12 protein-coding genes are annotated in these 17,455 nt (G+C 42.7%); all 12 read right to left on the reverse strand.

Annotation, left to right across the window (positions count from 1 at the left end):
• Window positions 1–636, reverse strand: a 636-nt coding sequence (locus RT034_RS09560; RefSeq protein WP_313016237.1) for an N-acetylneuraminate synthase family protein, incomplete at its 3' end; no start/stop codon positions are given.
• 55 nt (window positions 637–691) lie between these two features.
• Window positions 692–2,359, reverse strand: a complete 1,668-nt coding sequence (pseG, locus tag RT034_RS09565; protein WP_313016162.1) for a UDP-2,4-diacetamido-2,4,6-trideoxy-beta-L-altropyranose hydrolase — start codon at window positions 2,357–2,359, stop codon at window positions 692–694.
• A gap of 14 nt (window positions 2,360–2,373) precedes the next feature.
• A complete protein-coding gene (gene pseF / locus RT034_RS09570) occupies window positions 2,374–3,048 on the reverse strand; it encodes a pseudaminic acid cytidylyltransferase (protein WP_313016164.1) in 675 nt (224 codons plus the stop codon).
• On the reverse strand, window positions 3,048–4,229 hold the full coding sequence (gene pseC, locus RT034_RS09575) for a UDP-4-amino-4,6-dideoxy-N-acetyl-beta-L-altrosamine transaminase (RefSeq protein WP_313016165.1): 1,182 nt from the start codon (window positions 4,227–4,229) through the stop codon (window positions 3,048–3,050). Before pseC ends, pseF begins: the two co-directional genes overlap by 1 nt.
• Window positions 4,230–4,283: 54 nt before the next feature.
• On the reverse strand, window positions 4,284–5,282 hold the full coding sequence (gene pseB, locus RT034_RS09580; protein ID WP_007115167.1) for a UDP-N-acetylglucosamine 4,6-dehydratase (inverting): 999 nt from the start codon (window positions 5,280–5,282) through the stop codon (window positions 4,284–4,286).
• A 39-nt stretch (window positions 5,283–5,321) separates the two neighbouring features.
• The gene (locus RT034_RS09585) at window positions 5,322–6,587 is read right to left on the reverse strand and encodes an exopolysaccharide biosynthesis polyprenyl glycosylphosphotransferase (protein WP_313016168.1); all 1,266 of its coding nucleotides are present in this window, start codon (window positions 6,585–6,587) and stop codon (window positions 5,322–5,324) included.
• On the reverse strand, window positions 6,587–8,386 hold the full coding sequence (locus RT034_RS09590) for a PglL family O-oligosaccharyltransferase (RefSeq protein ID WP_313016170.1): 1,800 nt from the start codon (window positions 8,384–8,386) through the stop codon (window positions 6,587–6,589). Before RT034_RS09590 ends, RT034_RS09585 begins: the two co-directional genes overlap by 1 nt.
• Window positions 8,387–8,548: 162 nt before the next feature.
• Window positions 8,549–10,360 (reverse strand): O-antigen ligase family protein, encoded by a 1,812-nt coding sequence (locus RT034_RS09595; RefSeq protein ID WP_313016172.1) that lies wholly within the window; start codon window positions 10,358–10,360, stop codon window positions 8,549–8,551.
• Between the two features lie 107 nt (window positions 10,361–10,467).
• Entirely contained in the window at window positions 10,468–10,884 is a 417-nt protein-coding gene (locus RT034_RS09600; protein ID WP_313016175.1) for a pilin, read from the reverse strand.
• 379 nt (window positions 10,885–11,263) lie between these two features.
• Window positions 11,264–11,770, reverse strand: coding sequence for a type IV pilin protein (locus RT034_RS09605; RefSeq protein ID WP_313016177.1), 507 nt, complete (start codon window positions 11,768–11,770; stop codon window positions 11,264–11,266).
• A 19-nt stretch (window positions 11,771–11,789) separates the two neighbouring features.
• On the reverse strand, window positions 11,790–12,440 hold the full coding sequence (locus RT034_RS09610; protein WP_313016180.1) for a type IV pilin protein: 651 nt from the start codon (window positions 12,438–12,440) through the stop codon (window positions 11,790–11,792).
• A gap of 18 nt (window positions 12,441–12,458) precedes the next feature.
• Window positions 12,459–17,420, reverse strand: coding sequence for an Ig-like domain-containing protein (locus tag RT034_RS09615; protein WP_313016183.1), 4,962 nt, complete (start codon window positions 17,418–17,420; stop codon window positions 12,459–12,461).
• Window positions 17,421–17,455: the final 35 nt, after the last annotated feature.

A 17,455-nucleotide genomic window follows, 5' to 3' on the forward strand; every position in this document is an offset into this window, starting at 1 on the left:
AATCGGCACGCCAAAACGGCGCTGCATATCGACAATGGTACGCAGGTTATAGTCCTGCGCGGGAGCTGGATAACCACTCACGCAGTGCAATAACGCAAGCTGTTTGCAGCCGCCATCACGAGCCGCGGCAACCGCCTCGGCAATTTCGGTTTGGTCCGCCATCCCTGTGGAGATAATCATCGGTTTGCCGGTACTTGCTACATATTTGATAAGCGGTAAATCAATGGCTTCAAACGAGGCGATTTTATACGCTGGGGCGTTCAAATCTTCGAGCAAATCCACCGCAGTAAAGTCAAACGGTGAACTAAACATGGTGATACCGACTTTGTGAGCGTGGTCAAACAATGGTTTATGCCACTCCCACGGCGTGTAAGCTTCTTGGTACAAGTCATACAAGGTACGCCCGTCCCACAGTCCCCCATGAATTTGGAAGTCTGCGGCGGTGCTGTTGAGGGTGATGGTATCTGCAGTATAGGTTTGCATTTTGACCGCATCAGCACCACACGCCTTTGCCATGTCAATGATACGGTAAGCGTTATTGATGTCGCCGTTGTGGTTGGCGGACATTTCAGCGATGATGTATGGCGCATGGTCAATGCCGATTGGGCGATTGTTAATGCTGAAATTTTGCTTCATATTTTGAGTCATAGACACCCCGTTCTTTTCATATATACCCCACTAAGACCCACCCCTAAAATAAAAAATCTTGCGATTTTAATTCAAACTCTATCACATCATACACTTTTTTACCCACACCAAAATGCTGTTTTAACACACCTGTTTCGCTAAATCCCAATTTACGATGCAATGCCAATGACGCGGTATTATACGCCAGCACTTGCGCGGTGATTTTACCAATGTCGGTGGTGTTGAAAATCTGTGCAATCGCCAAAACCCCCAACGCAAAGCCAAGCCCCTGCCCTTTTGGGCTATTGGGTGATAAATAAAACCCCCAACTGGCGGTTTTTTCATTCGGGCTTGATGAATTAGGGTTTGGCGTATGGGTATTTGCCAACTGCAGCGTTTGGTATTTATCTACCGTCATTTGGGTAACATTAACTAGACCCATTGGCTCACCAGCGACTTCAAAAATCAGCAAATGCACATTGGCATGGTCAAGCTGTTTGCCATACCACTTTTCATGGTCAGCAAGGGCAATTTCATCCTGCCCAAACATCCACTGGCGCACGTCGATGTGATTACGCCATTGCCAAATCATCTGGGTATCGGCTTGGGTCGCTTGTCGCACTTGACAATGTTGAAATTTTTGCGCAAATTCAATCCAGTGCGCAACCCGTTTCGCCCCTTGCCCATCGACCAACTTGGCAGATTGACGGCTGAATTTTTTATAATTGTCGGTTAATTCGCTCAACAAGCGGGGCAGTTGCTCATCCAATGTCGCCATGTCAGTCACCACTTTGACCAGGTTTTTATCCGCCAACGCTTCGGCAATCACCTGTTGGTTATCGGCAAGCACGATCAGCACCATCGGTAATCCCAAACAACAGCGCTCCCAGGTCGTGCTGCCTGCAGCCCCAATCGCAAGGTCAGCATTTGCCATCAGTTGCGCCATATTAGTCACATTGACAAGAACCGCACACGCAAAACTTGTGTGCTTAGCAAACCTTTGCACACTTTCGATATGCGGTGCGGTTTTGCCCATGACGACAGTCACGTTAAACGCTTGCGTAGATTGTTGGAAAAAGGTATTGAGACTTTGCAAAATTTTAAGCGTGACATTATCGTTATCGACACCGCCAAGATTGACCAATATATTGTTGGGCGGCTGCACGCTTTTACGTCTGCTTAGGCTTATCGCTCGCCAGCTGGCAAACTCATCACGTAATAGTGTATAACGCGTGCCTAGTAGTCGCTGGCAATGACTTAGCATAAGCGGTTGATAATCTTCGTTTTTTCGCCCAAAATTTTGGTCGAGCAAAATCTCACAGTCGTGCGTTCGGTCGGCTAAATCGTCAATGGCTAAAATTTTAAGGTTTGGCAAAAGTCGTTTGGCTTGCTGCTCCCAATTTTTGCCAATCGCATAATGGTCGATAATGAGCCAATCTGGCTTTAACGCTTGTAAGATAGGTTTACATTCGGCAAAATCATCGCTTTCACTGGCGCCGAGCCATTCGCTATGGGCATGCTGTTTGACAAAATCTGTAGTCTCACTTGTACCTAACAGCTGCACAGCAAAATCTTTTTGCCCAATCAAATCCGCCAAATGCCCGTCATGCTGACGACAGATAAACGTGATGTCATGCCCTTGCTGTTTTAACCGGTCAGCCAGCGTGAGGCAACGCATGATATGACCGCTACCCATCGTTAAACTTGCGTCTGCTCGCACCACGATCTTCATGCTAGCGCCTATCTTCATACTCGCTCCAATTGCGCTTGGTACAGGCGCTCAGCAAATCGCCAATCATTTTCATCATCAATGTCGACCACGCTGTATTTTGGCAATACATAGCCTAGCGCATGATTATGGATTTTATCCTCACAGAGCCATGCCTCACGACTGCCCCAATAAAACTGACCTGCGTCAAAATACGCCTGCGGCAAATCTTGGGTTCTGGTGAGTTCATGTTGGCTAAACATGCTCGACACTTCACCGATATCGTTTAACTTCAGTGAGCGTAACACATTGGATTCAAACTCTAAAACTGGAAAACAGTACAAACTGTTGGATGACTGCCAGCGCTCAAAACTATCGGTTAAATACTGCGGTTTTAATAATGGCGTACAGGGGTATAGACAGCAGATATGGCTAGCTTTTCGCACGCGCTGCAGCGTATGGCGAATCACTGCAGCGGTAGTGGCGTAATCATCGGCAAGCTCGGCAGGTCTTTGGCTGACAGTGGCACCATGGTGTTGAGCAATCTCAGCAATTTCGCCATCATCGGTTGACACGATAATCTGCTCAAACAGTTGGCTGTTTTTTGCCGTTTCAATGGCACGAGCCAGCATGGGTTTACCACAAAAATCTTTGATGTTTTTGCGCGGAATGCGTTTACTACCGCCACGCGCAGGGATGATACAGACCTTCATTACGCTAATGCCTGATAAATTGCATTGACCACTTGCGCTTGCAATGCTTCACTCAAGTCATAGTACAATGGCAAACTAATCGCTTGTGCATAGTAGCGCTCGGCATGCGGAAAATCGCCTTGTCTAAAGCCCAACTTGGCATAATACGGCTGGGTATGCACTGGAATATAATGCACATTCACCCCGATATTTTGCGCCCGCAAACTGTCAAACACTTGCTTACGCGTTTTGCCACTGTCTGCTGTTAGTTGAATGGGATATAAATGAAACCCCGAATAATTAGCAGGATTGCGATAAGGCAACATAATCGGCAAATCTGTTAATAATTCATCATAACGCTTGGCAAGCTGATGACGGCGAGCCACAAACTCATCCAAATAGTTCATTTGACTCACCCCCAATGCTCCTTGCAATTCGGTCATGCGATAGTTAAAGCCCAAATCAATTTGCTGATAATACCAACCACCGTCAGGTTTGTGGGTCATTAGATTGGCATCACGGGTGATACCATGACTACGGAGTAACTGCATTTTTTCCGCTAATGCCGGATCATTCGTTGTTGCCAGTCCGCCTTCTGCGGTGGTAATGATTTTGACAGGGTGAAAGCTAAACACAGTAATGTCGCTAAACTCACAATTGCCGATTGGTTGCTTGTGATATTTGCCACCAATGGCATGAGAGGCGTCCTCAATAACCTTAAAGCCATATTGTTGCGATAGCGCATAAATGGCCGCCATATCACAGGGCTCACCGGTGAAATGTACGGGAATGACTATTTTTGGCAAGCGGTTTTCAGCATCGGCAAGCTGTAACTTTTCTTCCAAGGCGGTGATAGACATATTGAGCGTTAGCGGATCAATATCTACAAAATCAATGTTAGCATCACAGTACAATCCACAGTTGGCAGATGCGGTAAAGGTAATCGGCGTCGTCCACAGCCAGTCGTCTTTACCCTTTTCACCTTGACCAAGCCCCAATGCCAAGCAGGCGATATGTAGTGCTGACGTCGCACTATTCACCGCCACGCCAAACTTCGCCCCCGTATAGGTAGCGACTCGTTCTTCAAACGCCGGTACTTGACTACCTTGGGTCAAAAAATCAGACTGTAGCACAGCGACCACCGCATCAATATCAGTTTGGGTGATATGCTGACGACCATAAGGGATAAATTGATTTGCCATAATATTTGCCCAAGGGGGTTGTTAACAAGGGGGTTTGTTATCAAGGGTTAGCGATTAAATTTTACCAATTTTTGCTTTGTTGGTTTCAATCCATTCTTGGAGTTGCCCAGTTGTCATCCATTCACTGTTATTATCACTGGCGTACACGAAGCCTTCTGGTACCTTAACACCATCTTTGATACGCTCAGGCGTTTCATCCCAGCCATTAATCGCTGGCAAGATTTTAAAATGCTCAGGATATTCGTAGGTATGAAAAGAATCTTCAGCACTAATCATTTGCTCATGCAGTTTCTCGCCAGGACGAATACCAATGATTTTTTGCTCGGCAGTGGCAGAAACGGCAGTTGCCAAATCTGGCATGGTCATGGATGGAATTTTTTTGACATAAATTTCGCCGCCCACCATGTCATCAAATGCATGCCAAACCAGCTCCACGCCTTGCTCAAGCGAAATCATAAAACGGGTCATACGTGGGTCTGTGATGGTCAGTACGCCACTGTCTTTAATTGATAGAAAATACGGAATCACCGAGCCACGACTCCCCATGACATTACCATAACGTACCACCGAAAAGCGTGTGCCATGCTCCCCTGAATAGGCGTTGCCTGCGACAAACAGTTTGTCCGATGCCAATTTGGTCGCGCCATACAGATTCACGGGACTAGATGCTTTGTCAGTCGATAAGGCAACGACTTTTTTCACCCCTTTATCAATACAGGCATCAATTAAATTCATTGCCCCGTTGATATTGGTTTTGACACATTCAAATGGATTATATTCGGCAGTGGGCACGATTTTGGTTGCTGCGGCATGTACCACATAATCCACCCCATCAAGCGCGCGATATAGACGGTCTTTATCACGCACATCACCGATAAAAAAACGCACCCGCGGGTCGCCTTGATACAGTTTTGCCATTTCCCACTGTTTCATCTCATCGCGCGAGAGGATAATCAGTTTTTTGGGATTGTATTTTTCAAGCGTCATCGGCACAAAGGTATGCCCAAAGGAGCCTGTTCCGCCTGTCACTAAAATGGTTGAATTGGTTAACATAGTGCACTACCTATTATGGCTAAAGTTATTTGTCGCAGTTTATCTAGCACCAAAACCTGTCAGCATGGTTTGAATGGTTTTGAGCACAATCAAGATATCTAATGCAAAAGAAATATGTTTAATATAATAAAAATCGTACTGTACCTTAAGCGCTGTCTCATCGGTATCACTGGCATACCCTTGTGTGACCTGCGCCCATCCAGAAATACCGGGTTTGACGATATGTCGATAATTATAAAAAGGGATGGTTGTTTCAAAAGTTTTGACAAAACTTAGCTGTTCAGGTCTCGGTCCAATCAGGCTCATATCGCCTTTGAGCACATTCAAAAATTGCGGCAACTCATCGATACGGGTTTTACGAATAAACTTACCGACTTTAGTCACACGCGGGTCATTTTGTTGCGCCAGTTTTGCCCCGTTTTTTTCTGAGTCAAAGCGCATACTGCGAAATTTATAGATTTTAAACAATTTGCCGCCTTGCCCGACCCGCTCTTGGACAAATATGGCCTTACCCGGACTCTCTAACCGTATCGCAATGACAGTTATCACCGCAATCAGCAATACAAAGGGTGAAACCAATAAAATCGCTATAATATCAATCAGTTGTTTAAACCATAAATAGGTTTGCGAGGGCAACAGCGATCCCAATTCGTTTTCATACAGATGATGAATCGGCAGACGACCCGTCAAAGACTCATACACTTGGCGGTTATTATACACCGGTCTGCCCTGTAACGTTTGCTCGGTTAAAAATCGCTGCCAGTCTTCATCAAGTGCAGGCGATGACAGGTCTGCTACTATCGCTTGCACTTTTTTGGATTGTATGGCATCCAAATGCGGTTTTTCGAGGCGCAGCCAATGGATCTGAAAAATCGCTTCAAAGTTTTGACAATGTCCCAGTGGAATATACGCCATATAAGGTTGGTGCGCTTTTTGCTCAAGTAAAAACGATAAAAAGAAAAACACTGCCCCTATCGCACCCGATAAGCCAAAATAATATAGCGAATACGGCAACCGAAAAACGATAATCACCATGCCTAACAGCATCATCACCAACAATAAGGTTGGCAACACAAAGCTGATGGAGCGTTGACCTGGAAACTGGGTGAGTTTGCGCAAACCAAGGGTGACGAGCAAGACACCCAACGTGGCTAACACCATACTGTTAAATTCAGTCAGTAGCCAGCGCCCCTGCAAGAAGCGCATTCGCCACATCAGCAACGCCGGCAACACCACCACCACCCCCCAACCCACGATGAGGCGGAACGCGATATTTTGCCATACTAAAAAAATTACCCGCTGCATTATGGTTTGAGTCCTGTTTTTTCAGGATTGGCGTCACGCCATTGTTGAAACTCACGGTATAAAGCTGCAAATGTCGCAGGATCTTGTTTGGCCAAGTTACCCAAGTCGGTATCCACATTATCACAATCCGACAAATTTTTTACCATGACACAAGCCGCTTTGATATGTGTTAATGCCGCTTGCCGGTCACCTTTATACGCCAAAAACTGTGCATAAGCTAATATATTATACTGGGAAGAATCGGTATTGAGCACCTCTTCAAAGATGGCTTCTTTGACGCTTGCCTGATTGCGATTAATCGGCACTTGCATGGCAAGGATGCGGTCATGATAAGCGCTAAAGCCAAACACCTCATTTTGGTAATCAATTCCTTTGTCTTGGTTTAGATGATTGGTATGCTTGATAAAGCGGTTATAATCCAAATAATTAAGCTGAAAATATTGCCAAATATAGTAGCCTGATAACATCGCCAAACCCAGCATCACCACTGACAGGGCTTTTGTTAGTTTGCTTGGCCACACAAGTTGCCATTTGGTCTGATCAATCAATGCCAAAAACAAGGCAAAAACCGCCAGATAGCGAAAATACCATAATGGGTATTCTACACTGGCATACAAAATACTGGCGATGACAAACGCCAGTGCAATCGCGCTTTCGCTGCTATGACGCAGATGAATCGCCCGCACCAGCACCCAGACAATCGGCACAAAGCACAGTGCACCCAGCACACCTAGCTCCGCCAAAATCATGGTAGCAAAATTATGCGAATGGTCGGCAATCTCTGGCCATTTAAAATATTGGGCATAATCAACGCTTGCGCCCATGTAGTTGTTCCAGCCGACCCCTGTGAGCACATGGTCATGAAATATCATCATGGCGCGTTCGCTCATCGCCGAGCGGTTCCCCTGCCCGCCCGCCATACGACTCACCGCCCCAAGCTGATTGGCGCTGCTATAATTGCTAAGCCAGCTTGCGCCCATATAGTACAGCGCAAATACGACAAGACCAAAAACGCTAGCCGATAATTTGCTTTTCCACGCTATCGGCTGGGTCAAAAAGAAAATTGGAATCACCGCCAGCATCATCACCAGACCCGCCCGACTTTGGGTCAAGGCAAGCCCGATGGTAAATATCACAAACAATACCATCAAGCCAAATCGCGCGTATTGTCGGTATCGACCAATCAGCCACTGCGGCGCATTTAACCTTTCTTGAAACGACTGCTGCAGTTGATAAATCACCCCACACAGTGCCAACACAAACGCATAGCCTGCGTGATTGGCTTGCCCAAAGTTGCCGTCATAGCGTCCGCCATTGGCGTTACCGCGCGCAATCACCCAGCCTTTATAATCAATCTGATAGCCTTGGGTTTGCATCATTTGAATCATAAAGGTGATGATTGCCATGAGATATACCGCAATAAACAGGCGGTTTAATAAATTCGCTTTATTTTCAATCTGGCTGCCTATCAACGCAGTCAAAGCAACCACCACCAAGCTTATCACCGGAAAGATTAAAGCATCAGAGTAAGCGATATGATTAAATAATGGCTGACATACAATCAATAGCGCTAGCAGCAACCAAGTGAGCACAGATTTGCTAAACTTTGTAATCGGGTTTTGCCAAAAAAAAGCCGCGATTGCCAAACTCACAAACCCAAATGCGGTGGCATTAACGATAAAATCTCGACCCAAGGGCGAATGCCAAGGCATCAGATAGGTCAAAATGGCTAACCCCATGAATAGGGTAAATAGACGGATATCTTGATTGGGGGTTTGGGATGGCGTAGATGACAGCATAGGATTTTCGTATGGGTTAAACGCAAAAATGCTAAACGGGGTAGTTTAGCATTTTGTCATAAATCTTGACACATTTTAATATAATGAAACTAAATTTATAAATCTTTATATAGCGCTAAGAAATTAATATGAATCGCTAAACTTATTTTATTTATCTAAAGGTTACTTAGGTAAACTTTTTTCAATAGATGCTTTAGCAAGTGAATTATGTTGAACCCATTGATTGAATTCATGATAAATAGGTTCAAAATTTTTATTTTGCATTTTAACTTTATATAAGTAAGAATTAACCTCATAGCAAGATTTATAATCATATAAGAAACAGGCACTTTTAAACATTAGTAAAGATTGTGTTGGCTGCTGATTAAGACCATAGTAAGTTGCTTGTTTAGATAGTAATTCATCTGCCATGTGATTACTTAACACACGATTACCGAGCGTAATTTTTTCTTGCAATTTTTCACTGTCTAAGGGTAATAGCTGGTAAATAAACATTTCTCTATAATCAGAAAACCCAAATACACTTGGTGTATCTTCTACTGTTTTGACTAGATAATTTCTATAATCTTGTACTTTTTTTGGATCAGTTCTTATTTCATAAAAAGTTCTCTCACTTGATTGTAATTCTGCTGATATTTGATTATAAATTAAATAGCTTTGATAATAAAAAAGCGTAGCTATAAATATTAAAGTTGATATAACCGCATAAAAAACTTGAAAGTTTAATTTAGAAGTAAATTTTTTTGTATTAATTAATGCTAGAAGTAATGAAAAAATAATTAGATACTTGAAAATCCACAATGGAAATTCACTAAGCGAGTATAGTAAAAATATACCGATATTAAATAATACATAAGTTTGATCCAAATCATTCTTCTTCAGTAATTTTTTAAAAATTATGATGACAGGGATAATACATAGACTTAGACCAATAATACCGTATTCTGCTGCAATCTGAGCGATAAAATTATGGCTATGCATAGCAAAGGGAAACCACTCAAGCTGGTCAATATGATTTAGGCTATCGGTAACAAAATTATTCCACCCTATGCCTGTCAGTGGGTTAGACTGAAAGGAAAGCCATGCCTGATAAGCAAGATAATATCGGTAATGCAGATCACCTGTACCTCGATTAATCGCTGTAATAGTCCCAGCCTGATAGTGATCTAATAAATAAACGCCTATTCCATACCCAATACTTGCCAATCCAAAAAAACCAAGGTACCAACTTATTTTCCGTTTGATACTGCCATTAATCGCTGACTGAGCCGTAAAAAAAGGCAAAAAAGCCATAAAAGCTACAAAAATCAAGGAAGCGCGGCTAGAAGTTAATGCAATCCCCATCGAAAGTAATGGTAAACATACAATCGATAGTAACCATAAGCTACGATGAGAAACGTAATAACGCAGTACTAAAAAATAATTACTGAGCATAGCAAGTGCAATAACAAATGCTGTTTGATTAGGTTGACCAAGATTGGCATAAAATCTAGGGTTATCTGGGGTTATAAATAAAACAAAAAGTGACTCATAACCTAGATATTGTAAACCCTGAATTGCTACTGTTGCTAAACCTATTAGCCATACACCAAAGGCCAGTATAACAATCAAAAGCTCTTTTTCTTTGATATTATTTGCAATAATGCTAATCAAAAAGCAAGCTAACAACATTGCTAACGGAAAAATTATCGCATCAGGATAAGCTACTGTGCGTAATAAAGGCTGTATCGCCAACAATAAAAAAAATGCCAACCAAAACCAACTATCCAAGCCGATTTTTTTAATCTGCTTAGTCATTAATATGACTGACAAACCAAAAAACACCACCACTGCAACTTGCAGATTGACAAAAAAGTCTAAAATACTTGGTAAGTTATGAAAAGTCGAAAACACCCCGACACCATAGCCAAGTAGAATAAAAAATCCAAAAATTATAGTTGGGTAATTATTTAGATGATAAAAACTTTTCTTCATTGGCTCAATCGACTGTTAGTAAAACTTTAATAACCTAATATGTAGGGATACAATTCGTTCTATAAAAAAAGAGAGCAATTGCTCTCTTTTTTAAAAAATTTAGAAAATTAACGACATTCGCTTGGACGTAACGAGCTAGCCAATGTACCACCTTTACAATCCCAAGTAAGACCACCACTAGTAACCGCTGGAGTTAAGAAAACGGTTGCACCTGATGTTACTTTATTATTATAAGTAACAGTAATAACACCACTTGTCCCTACGGTGACTTTAGTAACAGCGTTGCCATGAATATCAGTATCCTGAGCTAACCCAGCAGCTGAATTAGATCCTGGAAATTCATTATTTGATGAATAATACTCTGATACAGCAGTTTTAGCGCCACCAGCTAAACTTAAACCTTCAGCAGCACGAGCACGTTTAGTATAATCTTGATACGCAGGCAATGCAATCGCAGCCAAAATACCAATAATAGCGATAACAATCATTAATTCAATCAGAGTAAAACCTTTTTGAGTGTTCATAATGAACTCCTATTTTTGAGTGTATAAAATGGATAACTTAATCATATAGTTAATTATATAGCCAGTCATCCAAGTAATTGAGTCAATTTGCAAAGTTTTAATAACCAAAACTTTTCTTTGATAATAAAATCACTGCATTTTGTGTGCCAATTTAATTTTTCAGCCAAATTAACACTGATATACCTTCTATTTTTCTACTAATTTAAAATTATTTAGTGCGTCGAAGATTATCTAAGCACAAAGTTTTTTAAACATCCCATTTTATTCATCTATCCGTATGTTATTGTCAAAGATATGACAATATTTGTCAGTATTTTACATCACCCAACATGAATGTTGTCTATACTGCCAAAAATTGTTCAATGCCTAGTGTGATAAGCTAGTTATTCCACTCATTCGCCATCCCACATTCGCCTGTATCTTGCGTATCGCCATCATTATTTTTATCGCGACATTTGAGCCCTTGCGCGTTTAGCGTGAGCGTACCATCAGTTATCATTTGTTTAGCGGTTCTAGGCACGGCTCTAATCTCCCACTGGCGATTGTTGATATTATTACCAATCATTTTTTCAGCGTTGGTAGTACTAGCGTCCCAAATACTGACATCATATAACGAATTGGTAGCAGGATAACTCACCGTACCCGATGTGACACTACCCGTCAATACATTCGCTAAGGGAATATCGGTATAACGCCCCAACGCCAGTTTTTGCGACTCAATGCGACTGGCGATATTTTGCATCTCTGCCATCATATCGGTGCGTTTGGTCTTGATGACATAGCGCTGATAGCTTGGATACGCAATCGCCGCCAGCACGCCAATAATAGCAACCACAATCATAAGTTCGATTAGGGTAAAGCCTGTTTGCCTGTTAATATGATTCATAGATATTATCTCAATGCGATTACCAATTACTTACAGCCGTTGTACCACAATTATGACTACTTGCTATCGTAGCAGCTGTAAGCGTGGCGTTAGCTGTGCTACATGCAACACCACGACTATCCAAATAAATAAAAGGCGCTCCTCGCAAGTTGCTATTAGCCGTTGCCACCATTACCCAGTTTCTACCCAAGGCCGGTTGACTTAAATTAGGATTATCAGTACTCGCAACTGGAATCAGCGATTTTGAAGTATCTGCATAATCCGTTATCACAATCTGATATCTAAAGTTTGAAGCATTTGATCCTTTAGGTACATATAGTGTGGTATTGGTAGTAGGATTGTCATAGCAATTTTCGTAGGTTGCCCCACTTGTATTAACAATACTAGGCGATAATGGATTGGTGCTACATTTTGATGGATAAAAACCTCTATAAGACAAGTTAGTTGCACGCCATTTTTCAAGCTCAATTGCAAGGGTCTTCATGTCTGCCTTGGCATTACTCTCGGCATTTTTGACGACGTAACGTTGATAGCTAGGCATAGCTATCGCTGCAAGAATAGCTACCATAGCCACTGTCACCATAAGTTCAATTAAGGTAAAGCCTGCAACAAAGAATAGTGAATTCACAGGCATTATTTCTTTATGCAAAGCTGATTGTTGTCTTAACATCTGCACCTTACAATTCCTTTATTTTTCGAACCAAGTTTTTGGTCTAGCCACATATCGCTCCGTATTTAAGCTAATCTTGCCGCTAGAATCGCCTTGTGTGTCAGATGCGCCACCAACACCTGTTTGATTAAGCCCAATATTGGATCCTGTGGAAAGTGCATAGCCGCCCGATCCAGAGTTGACCCGATTGTTAGAGTTGGCAAGATAACTGATAGGTACGGTACTAATCATCACGCTGGTGGTCATATTTGATGCGCTAACTGGTCCAAAGCTCAACTCTTGAATTCCTTGACCTGCGCGCAAGAAGCCACCTGTACCTGTCTTAGTACCAGTATGTGTAGATGTTTTTACGTCATACTCATACTGCTGTGTACAAATACCATAGGGTAAACAATACATTTCACGCTCGGTACCGCCCTTGATGGTAGCAGAACATGGATCAACTTGGCTATAAACCATATCAGGATTGTATACACTGGTGTACAGAATACTGTTAATCACTTGGCTCACCCCTACCCCTTTACTGTATTTCACCCCAGTATGCCCATCAAAACGATTGAGCGGATAATACCAAGCTTTTTTGGTACCGCCAGCCAGTTGATTGATGACGGTAGTTCTTTGTGTTGCAGTATAGCCTGATGATGGCATTGTACCCATGGCAGTCCATAAATTAACGATGTCCGTACCAGCGGTATCAACCGTCAAGTCTTTGACTGTCGGTGTGAATGCCGTCGCACCTGTAGCAGGATACAGAGCACTGTTGGCTTTAGTGATATCTCTATCAAGAATGCCATATACTCTATCGGCTTCAGCATCTGTCGCTCTGAGCGTTGATAATGGCGAACTTCTATCACCTGAGATGACATTGACTAAGCCAAATAGCGCACCACTGGTATCTCGATAAACACTGAAGTTTGGGCGCTCATAGAATCTGCGCGCATAGGCTGTGCCTTCTTGGTTATCCTTTAGGATACGTGTGATATTGACGTTAGCTGTTTTGACATTGCCATTTTTGAAATCAACACGAAAGACTTGACCACCTAAGTCAGCAGCGTACAAGTGGTCAATAAAGCCATCATTGTCTCTATCTAAAACCGTCACCCCAGCGACAATACTGTTTTTCATGTATTTTTTGCCTTCGGTGACACCGCTGGCACTGGCATCATACGTGGTTGACCATAATCGCTCACCTGTTTTGGCATCAATAATGTAGATGGCATTACCCTCGGCTTCGGTTTTAGTCTTTGTTTTGTTATTAGGATTGATACAGCTAGCATCAGTGATATTTGCGACATCTGTCGAATCAGCTTGGAAGTATTGGTTTTCGTAGCATTTGTCGTAACCACCGCCAAATACCAATACATCCGTACCCGTTGTATCACTATCAATGGTTTTCATTTTGGCAATAGTAGGCTGATTAAAGATATAGCTTAAACGCCCAAAGTCTGCGGTATTGTTATCAATCAATGCAGTATTACCGTTTAGATTTGCTCTGTTGATCTTAAATGTGGTGACAGTCTGTGGGCTACCATTTGGGTTGGCGGCTGTTTTGCTAGCTGGGTCTGTCTTGGTCATCTTTAAGGTATATAACATGCCATCTTCTAAAGATGATGTGGGCTTTAATGACCAATTACCACTACTATCCACCGTGGTCTGTATGGTTTGCTGAATACCATAACTATTGGTCAAGGTTATAGTGATGATATAGCCTGTTGGCAAATTTGTTCCCTTAATGGTTGGCATACTGGTGTTGACTGAGGTATCAGTCCCCGTCTCAGCGATGTTAGCGGGTATAGTGATGTTATTGGTAGGGTTGGCGGTAAAGGCAGCTTTGGGCGTATCGACGTCCGACAAATTAAATCCTAACAAGCCTTTGCCGCCTAAGCGCATACCACCATAAGCATAGATACCTGCATTACTATTTGGGGTGATTTTATTACTGGTATAGTTATAATCATATTTGGCAGATAATATCCAAGGCGCATCAATACCAAAATTTGGTACGCCCTCCTTTCTTGCAGGGGTTACGCTATATTTGGCGTTTGGTACGATGGCATCTGACTGGGTGAGCATCATAACTCTTGGTATAATGGCAATATTTTCTTTGCCGCCTGTTGGTGCATCATCAGCTTTAATGAGGTGAAGCACACCATCCATCGAACCATATAGCATATAGTCTTTGCGCGTATCTTCTTTTAACCCACCTGTGGTAGCATCTAATTCCGCCCCATAAGACACGGCTATCGGTTTTGAGTGGATACTTGCACCCAACACTTTAATGGGTGCAGTAGGTTTGGTCAACACAATGTTTTTAACAGCCACAGTAGTCGGGATCGAATCTAAGTCTGCTACTGTTGATATACCTCCACTTGTATAAGTACCCCGTGAAAAGCCCAAAAACTTGAGAATTTTGATTTGGTTTTCTCGGCTGTAGGCAGTGGTATCAACCAAGCTATCAAATCCACTTGGTTGTCCCGTTGTAGTGTTAACTGATAATTTACGTAGAACATTGCCTCCGCCTGCAGATGGCAAGTCTTCTACATATACGGTACGTGTGTCATAACTTGAGCTACTAGGCGATTTAAGGTTCTCATATACGCCACCTGCGATTGCCGCATCATTGGCATCTACACCATTGACTCGATAAGCGGTAGTTTGCCACAAGTCTTGGGTAGATGGATTAAGTTTGCCTGCTATGCTCTCTGTTGTTGCTGTCGCGGTAGTGGTAGAAAACAGCAATTTATCGTTTTTACCATATAGGGTGCCATTTTTGATATTGTATTTTTTGAGATTACCTGGCCAAATCAAATTGGTGTTGTTATCGCCAGATAGCTGTGCCTCTACAGTGGGTAGATAGCCATAAGGCAATGAACCTGAGGTGCGAAATGGGTCAGTGGGTACCGATATCGTGCCTGAAGGCGCAGCAGGGATTGTGTTGTTGAGCGAGGCGATAAAGGCAACCAAACTATTTCTGATATCATCAGCACTTTGCGTGTAGAAGAATCCCCCTTCTCCATAGCCCTCGCCTTTTTGTCCCCATTTACAAGCGTTTTTTGCGTCATCTTCAGCCGTGGCAGTGTCACAATTATATAGCTTGGTATCACTATTATAATCTAAACCCGCAAAGGAGGAACCAAATCCCGCAACGGCGGTTTTAATTGAGACCCCTGCAGGATTTCGGCTTTTATCATTAAGGCGTTTGGCATATTCACCTATCCATTCCCAACCGCCTGTCTCACCAGAAAATAGCCCTGACTGTAGCGTTGGTGAGATCAGACCTGTAGGCTTGGTGATGATGGTGTATCTGGTATCATCTTTGAGTGACTTGTTGAGAATAGTCTTCGCCATGTCATCTTTGGTGGAGTTAGGCGCTCCATCTGTCAAGAAGTAAATACCATTCGAATCACACTGTGCCGTGGTGCTAGTCACTGGGGTAGCCCCCCGGTAGTAGTTTGTACCATCGTTAGTATCGGCTGTTGAATAGGCAATACCGCCATACATATTTTCTATCGGCTCACCAATTCCATTTGTTGACGTAGTAGTATTTTTGATGGAAAAAGGACTGGTGCGATAAGACACGATACCAATAGTACCACCTGCATAACCTGTCCACACCGTGCCGACAATTGGTTCAATATCCATCGGCTCATTGGCAACTTTCATCCAGCCACCATACCGCCAACCAACAGGAAGTTTGGTAAAGGTTTCCCAGCCACTATTCATAGTCGTGATGCCGCTTTTGGTTTTAAAGTCATTAAGGGTAGTGATTTTTGTCCAACCACCACTTCCATTAGGCATATAGACACCGCTATTAATGGTTCCAGTTGCTAGCATTTTACTATTAGTATCGTAGCCAGGCCAGTTATTGACGCACTGTTTGACCTTGGCTTTACCATTAAAAATATTAGTTTCACCACCACCTAAGCCCACACAGATGAAGTACACTTGCTCTTTTGTAGTTGGGTTTTGCATGGTCATTGAGCCATCATACACGATGCTAACAGACGATGAAGGGTTTGGGTCTTTACCCGTCGTGGTACCCATCATATACGCCCCTGCTTCTGCATACGCATGAGCGGCAGGCGTACCACTGGAAGCCTTGGTTACGTTTGGATAGTTGTTACTAGAGAATTTAAGTGCATCATTGGCACTGCCATCTTGGTTGGTTGTAGTATCTAATGATTGAATACCAGCAATTGCTTGAATAAGTTTTATCCGTTGATCTTGATTCAAGGGTGCTGCCTTTACCAATATTCTACCTGAGTGACCATCAACAATTTTGTTAGTAGCGCCACTAATATTAATCTCTGTCTTGGAAGAGAATTGCCCTAAGCCCATAACAATACTGTCTTTGATATCAGTACCTGCCAACAAAGTAATTAACGCATCTTTTAGCCGAGACAATCTATCAAATGCCCCGAGTTGTTGACCTGTAGAATTTACGGGTTCAACAAGCTTACCAGCCGTATCAATGCTTGCTGTCCCGCATCCTCTTAAATAATAGGGTATCGTAGTGCCATTGATAGTGACTGATTTCTTAAAAGAAGTTTTACCTTTAGTCTCACCATCACGGGTATCTCTAGCATTATAAGCCCACTCAGCAAATGGATAAGTACTTGAACGATTATTGTTATATTCGTATACATTGACACGGTCACATAGACCTGTGTCGACATCCCCCGGGCTACCATAAGGATTGTCTTTAGGTAATACTAGCGAGCTGATCCCCATCGATCCTGAGGTATCAAGCATCATCATCAGATTAATCTGTCCGCCCGTGGCTGATTGATAAATCTCTAAATCACCGATATTTTTTGACATGGTGTCGGCTTGCGATAATGAACTCGCCATGAAACCTGTGACCAGTAATGTTAATAGCTTGACCGAAGTTTTGGGCAGATGAGATTCCAATCTTCTCTTTTTCATCACTGTATTTTTCATCGTATTAACCATTTGCGAGTCAGTATTAATTTTTTTCATTTCGCGTCCTTTGTAAATTGGTTCACCACTATTAA

The sequence above is a fragment of the Moraxella sp. CTOTU48841 genome (assembly GCF_032061225.1).
In the GTDB taxonomy this organism is placed as follows: domain Bacteria; phylum Pseudomonadota; class Gammaproteobacteria; order Pseudomonadales; family Moraxellaceae; genus Faucicola; species Faucicola cinerea.

Coding starts and splice junctions, on each gene's coding strand:
- pseG (WP_313016162.1), bottom strand. CDS start 2,359: ATGAAGATCGTGGTGCGAGCAGACGCAAGTTTAACGATGGGTAGCGGT.
- pseF (WP_313016164.1), bottom strand. CDS start 3,048: ATGAAGGTCTGTATCATCCCTGCGCGTGGCGGTAGTAAACGCATTCCG.
- pseC (WP_313016165.1), bottom strand. CDS start 4,229: ATGGCAAATCAATTTATCCCTTATGGTCGTCAGCATATCACCCAAACT.
- pseB (WP_007115167.1), bottom strand. CDS start 5,282: ATGTTAACCAATTCAACCATTTTAGTGACAGGCGGAACAGGCTCCTTT.
- RT034_RS09585 (WP_313016168.1), bottom strand. CDS start 6,587: ATGCAGCGGGTAATTTTTTTAGTATGGCAAAATATCGCGTTCCGCCTC.
- RT034_RS09590 (WP_313016170.1), bottom strand. CDS start 8,386: ATGCTGTCATCTACGCCATCCCAAACCCCCAATCAAGATATCCGTCTA.
- RT034_RS09595 (WP_313016172.1), bottom strand. CDS start 10,360: ATGAAGAAAAGTTTTTATCATCTAAATAATTACCCAACTATAATTTTT.
- RT034_RS09600 (WP_313016175.1), bottom strand. CDS start 10,884: ATGAACACTCAAAAAGGTTTTACTCTGATTGAATTAATGATTGTTATC.
- RT034_RS09605 (WP_313016177.1), bottom strand. CDS start 11,770: ATGAATCATATTAACAGGCAAACAGGCTTTACCCTAATCGAACTTATG.
- RT034_RS09610 (WP_313016180.1), bottom strand. CDS start 12,440: ATGTTAAGACAACAATCAGCTTTGCATAAAGAAATAATGCCTGTGAAT.
- RT034_RS09615 (WP_313016183.1), bottom strand. CDS start 17,420: ATGAAAAAAATTAATACTGACTCGCAAATGGTTAATACGATGAAAAAT.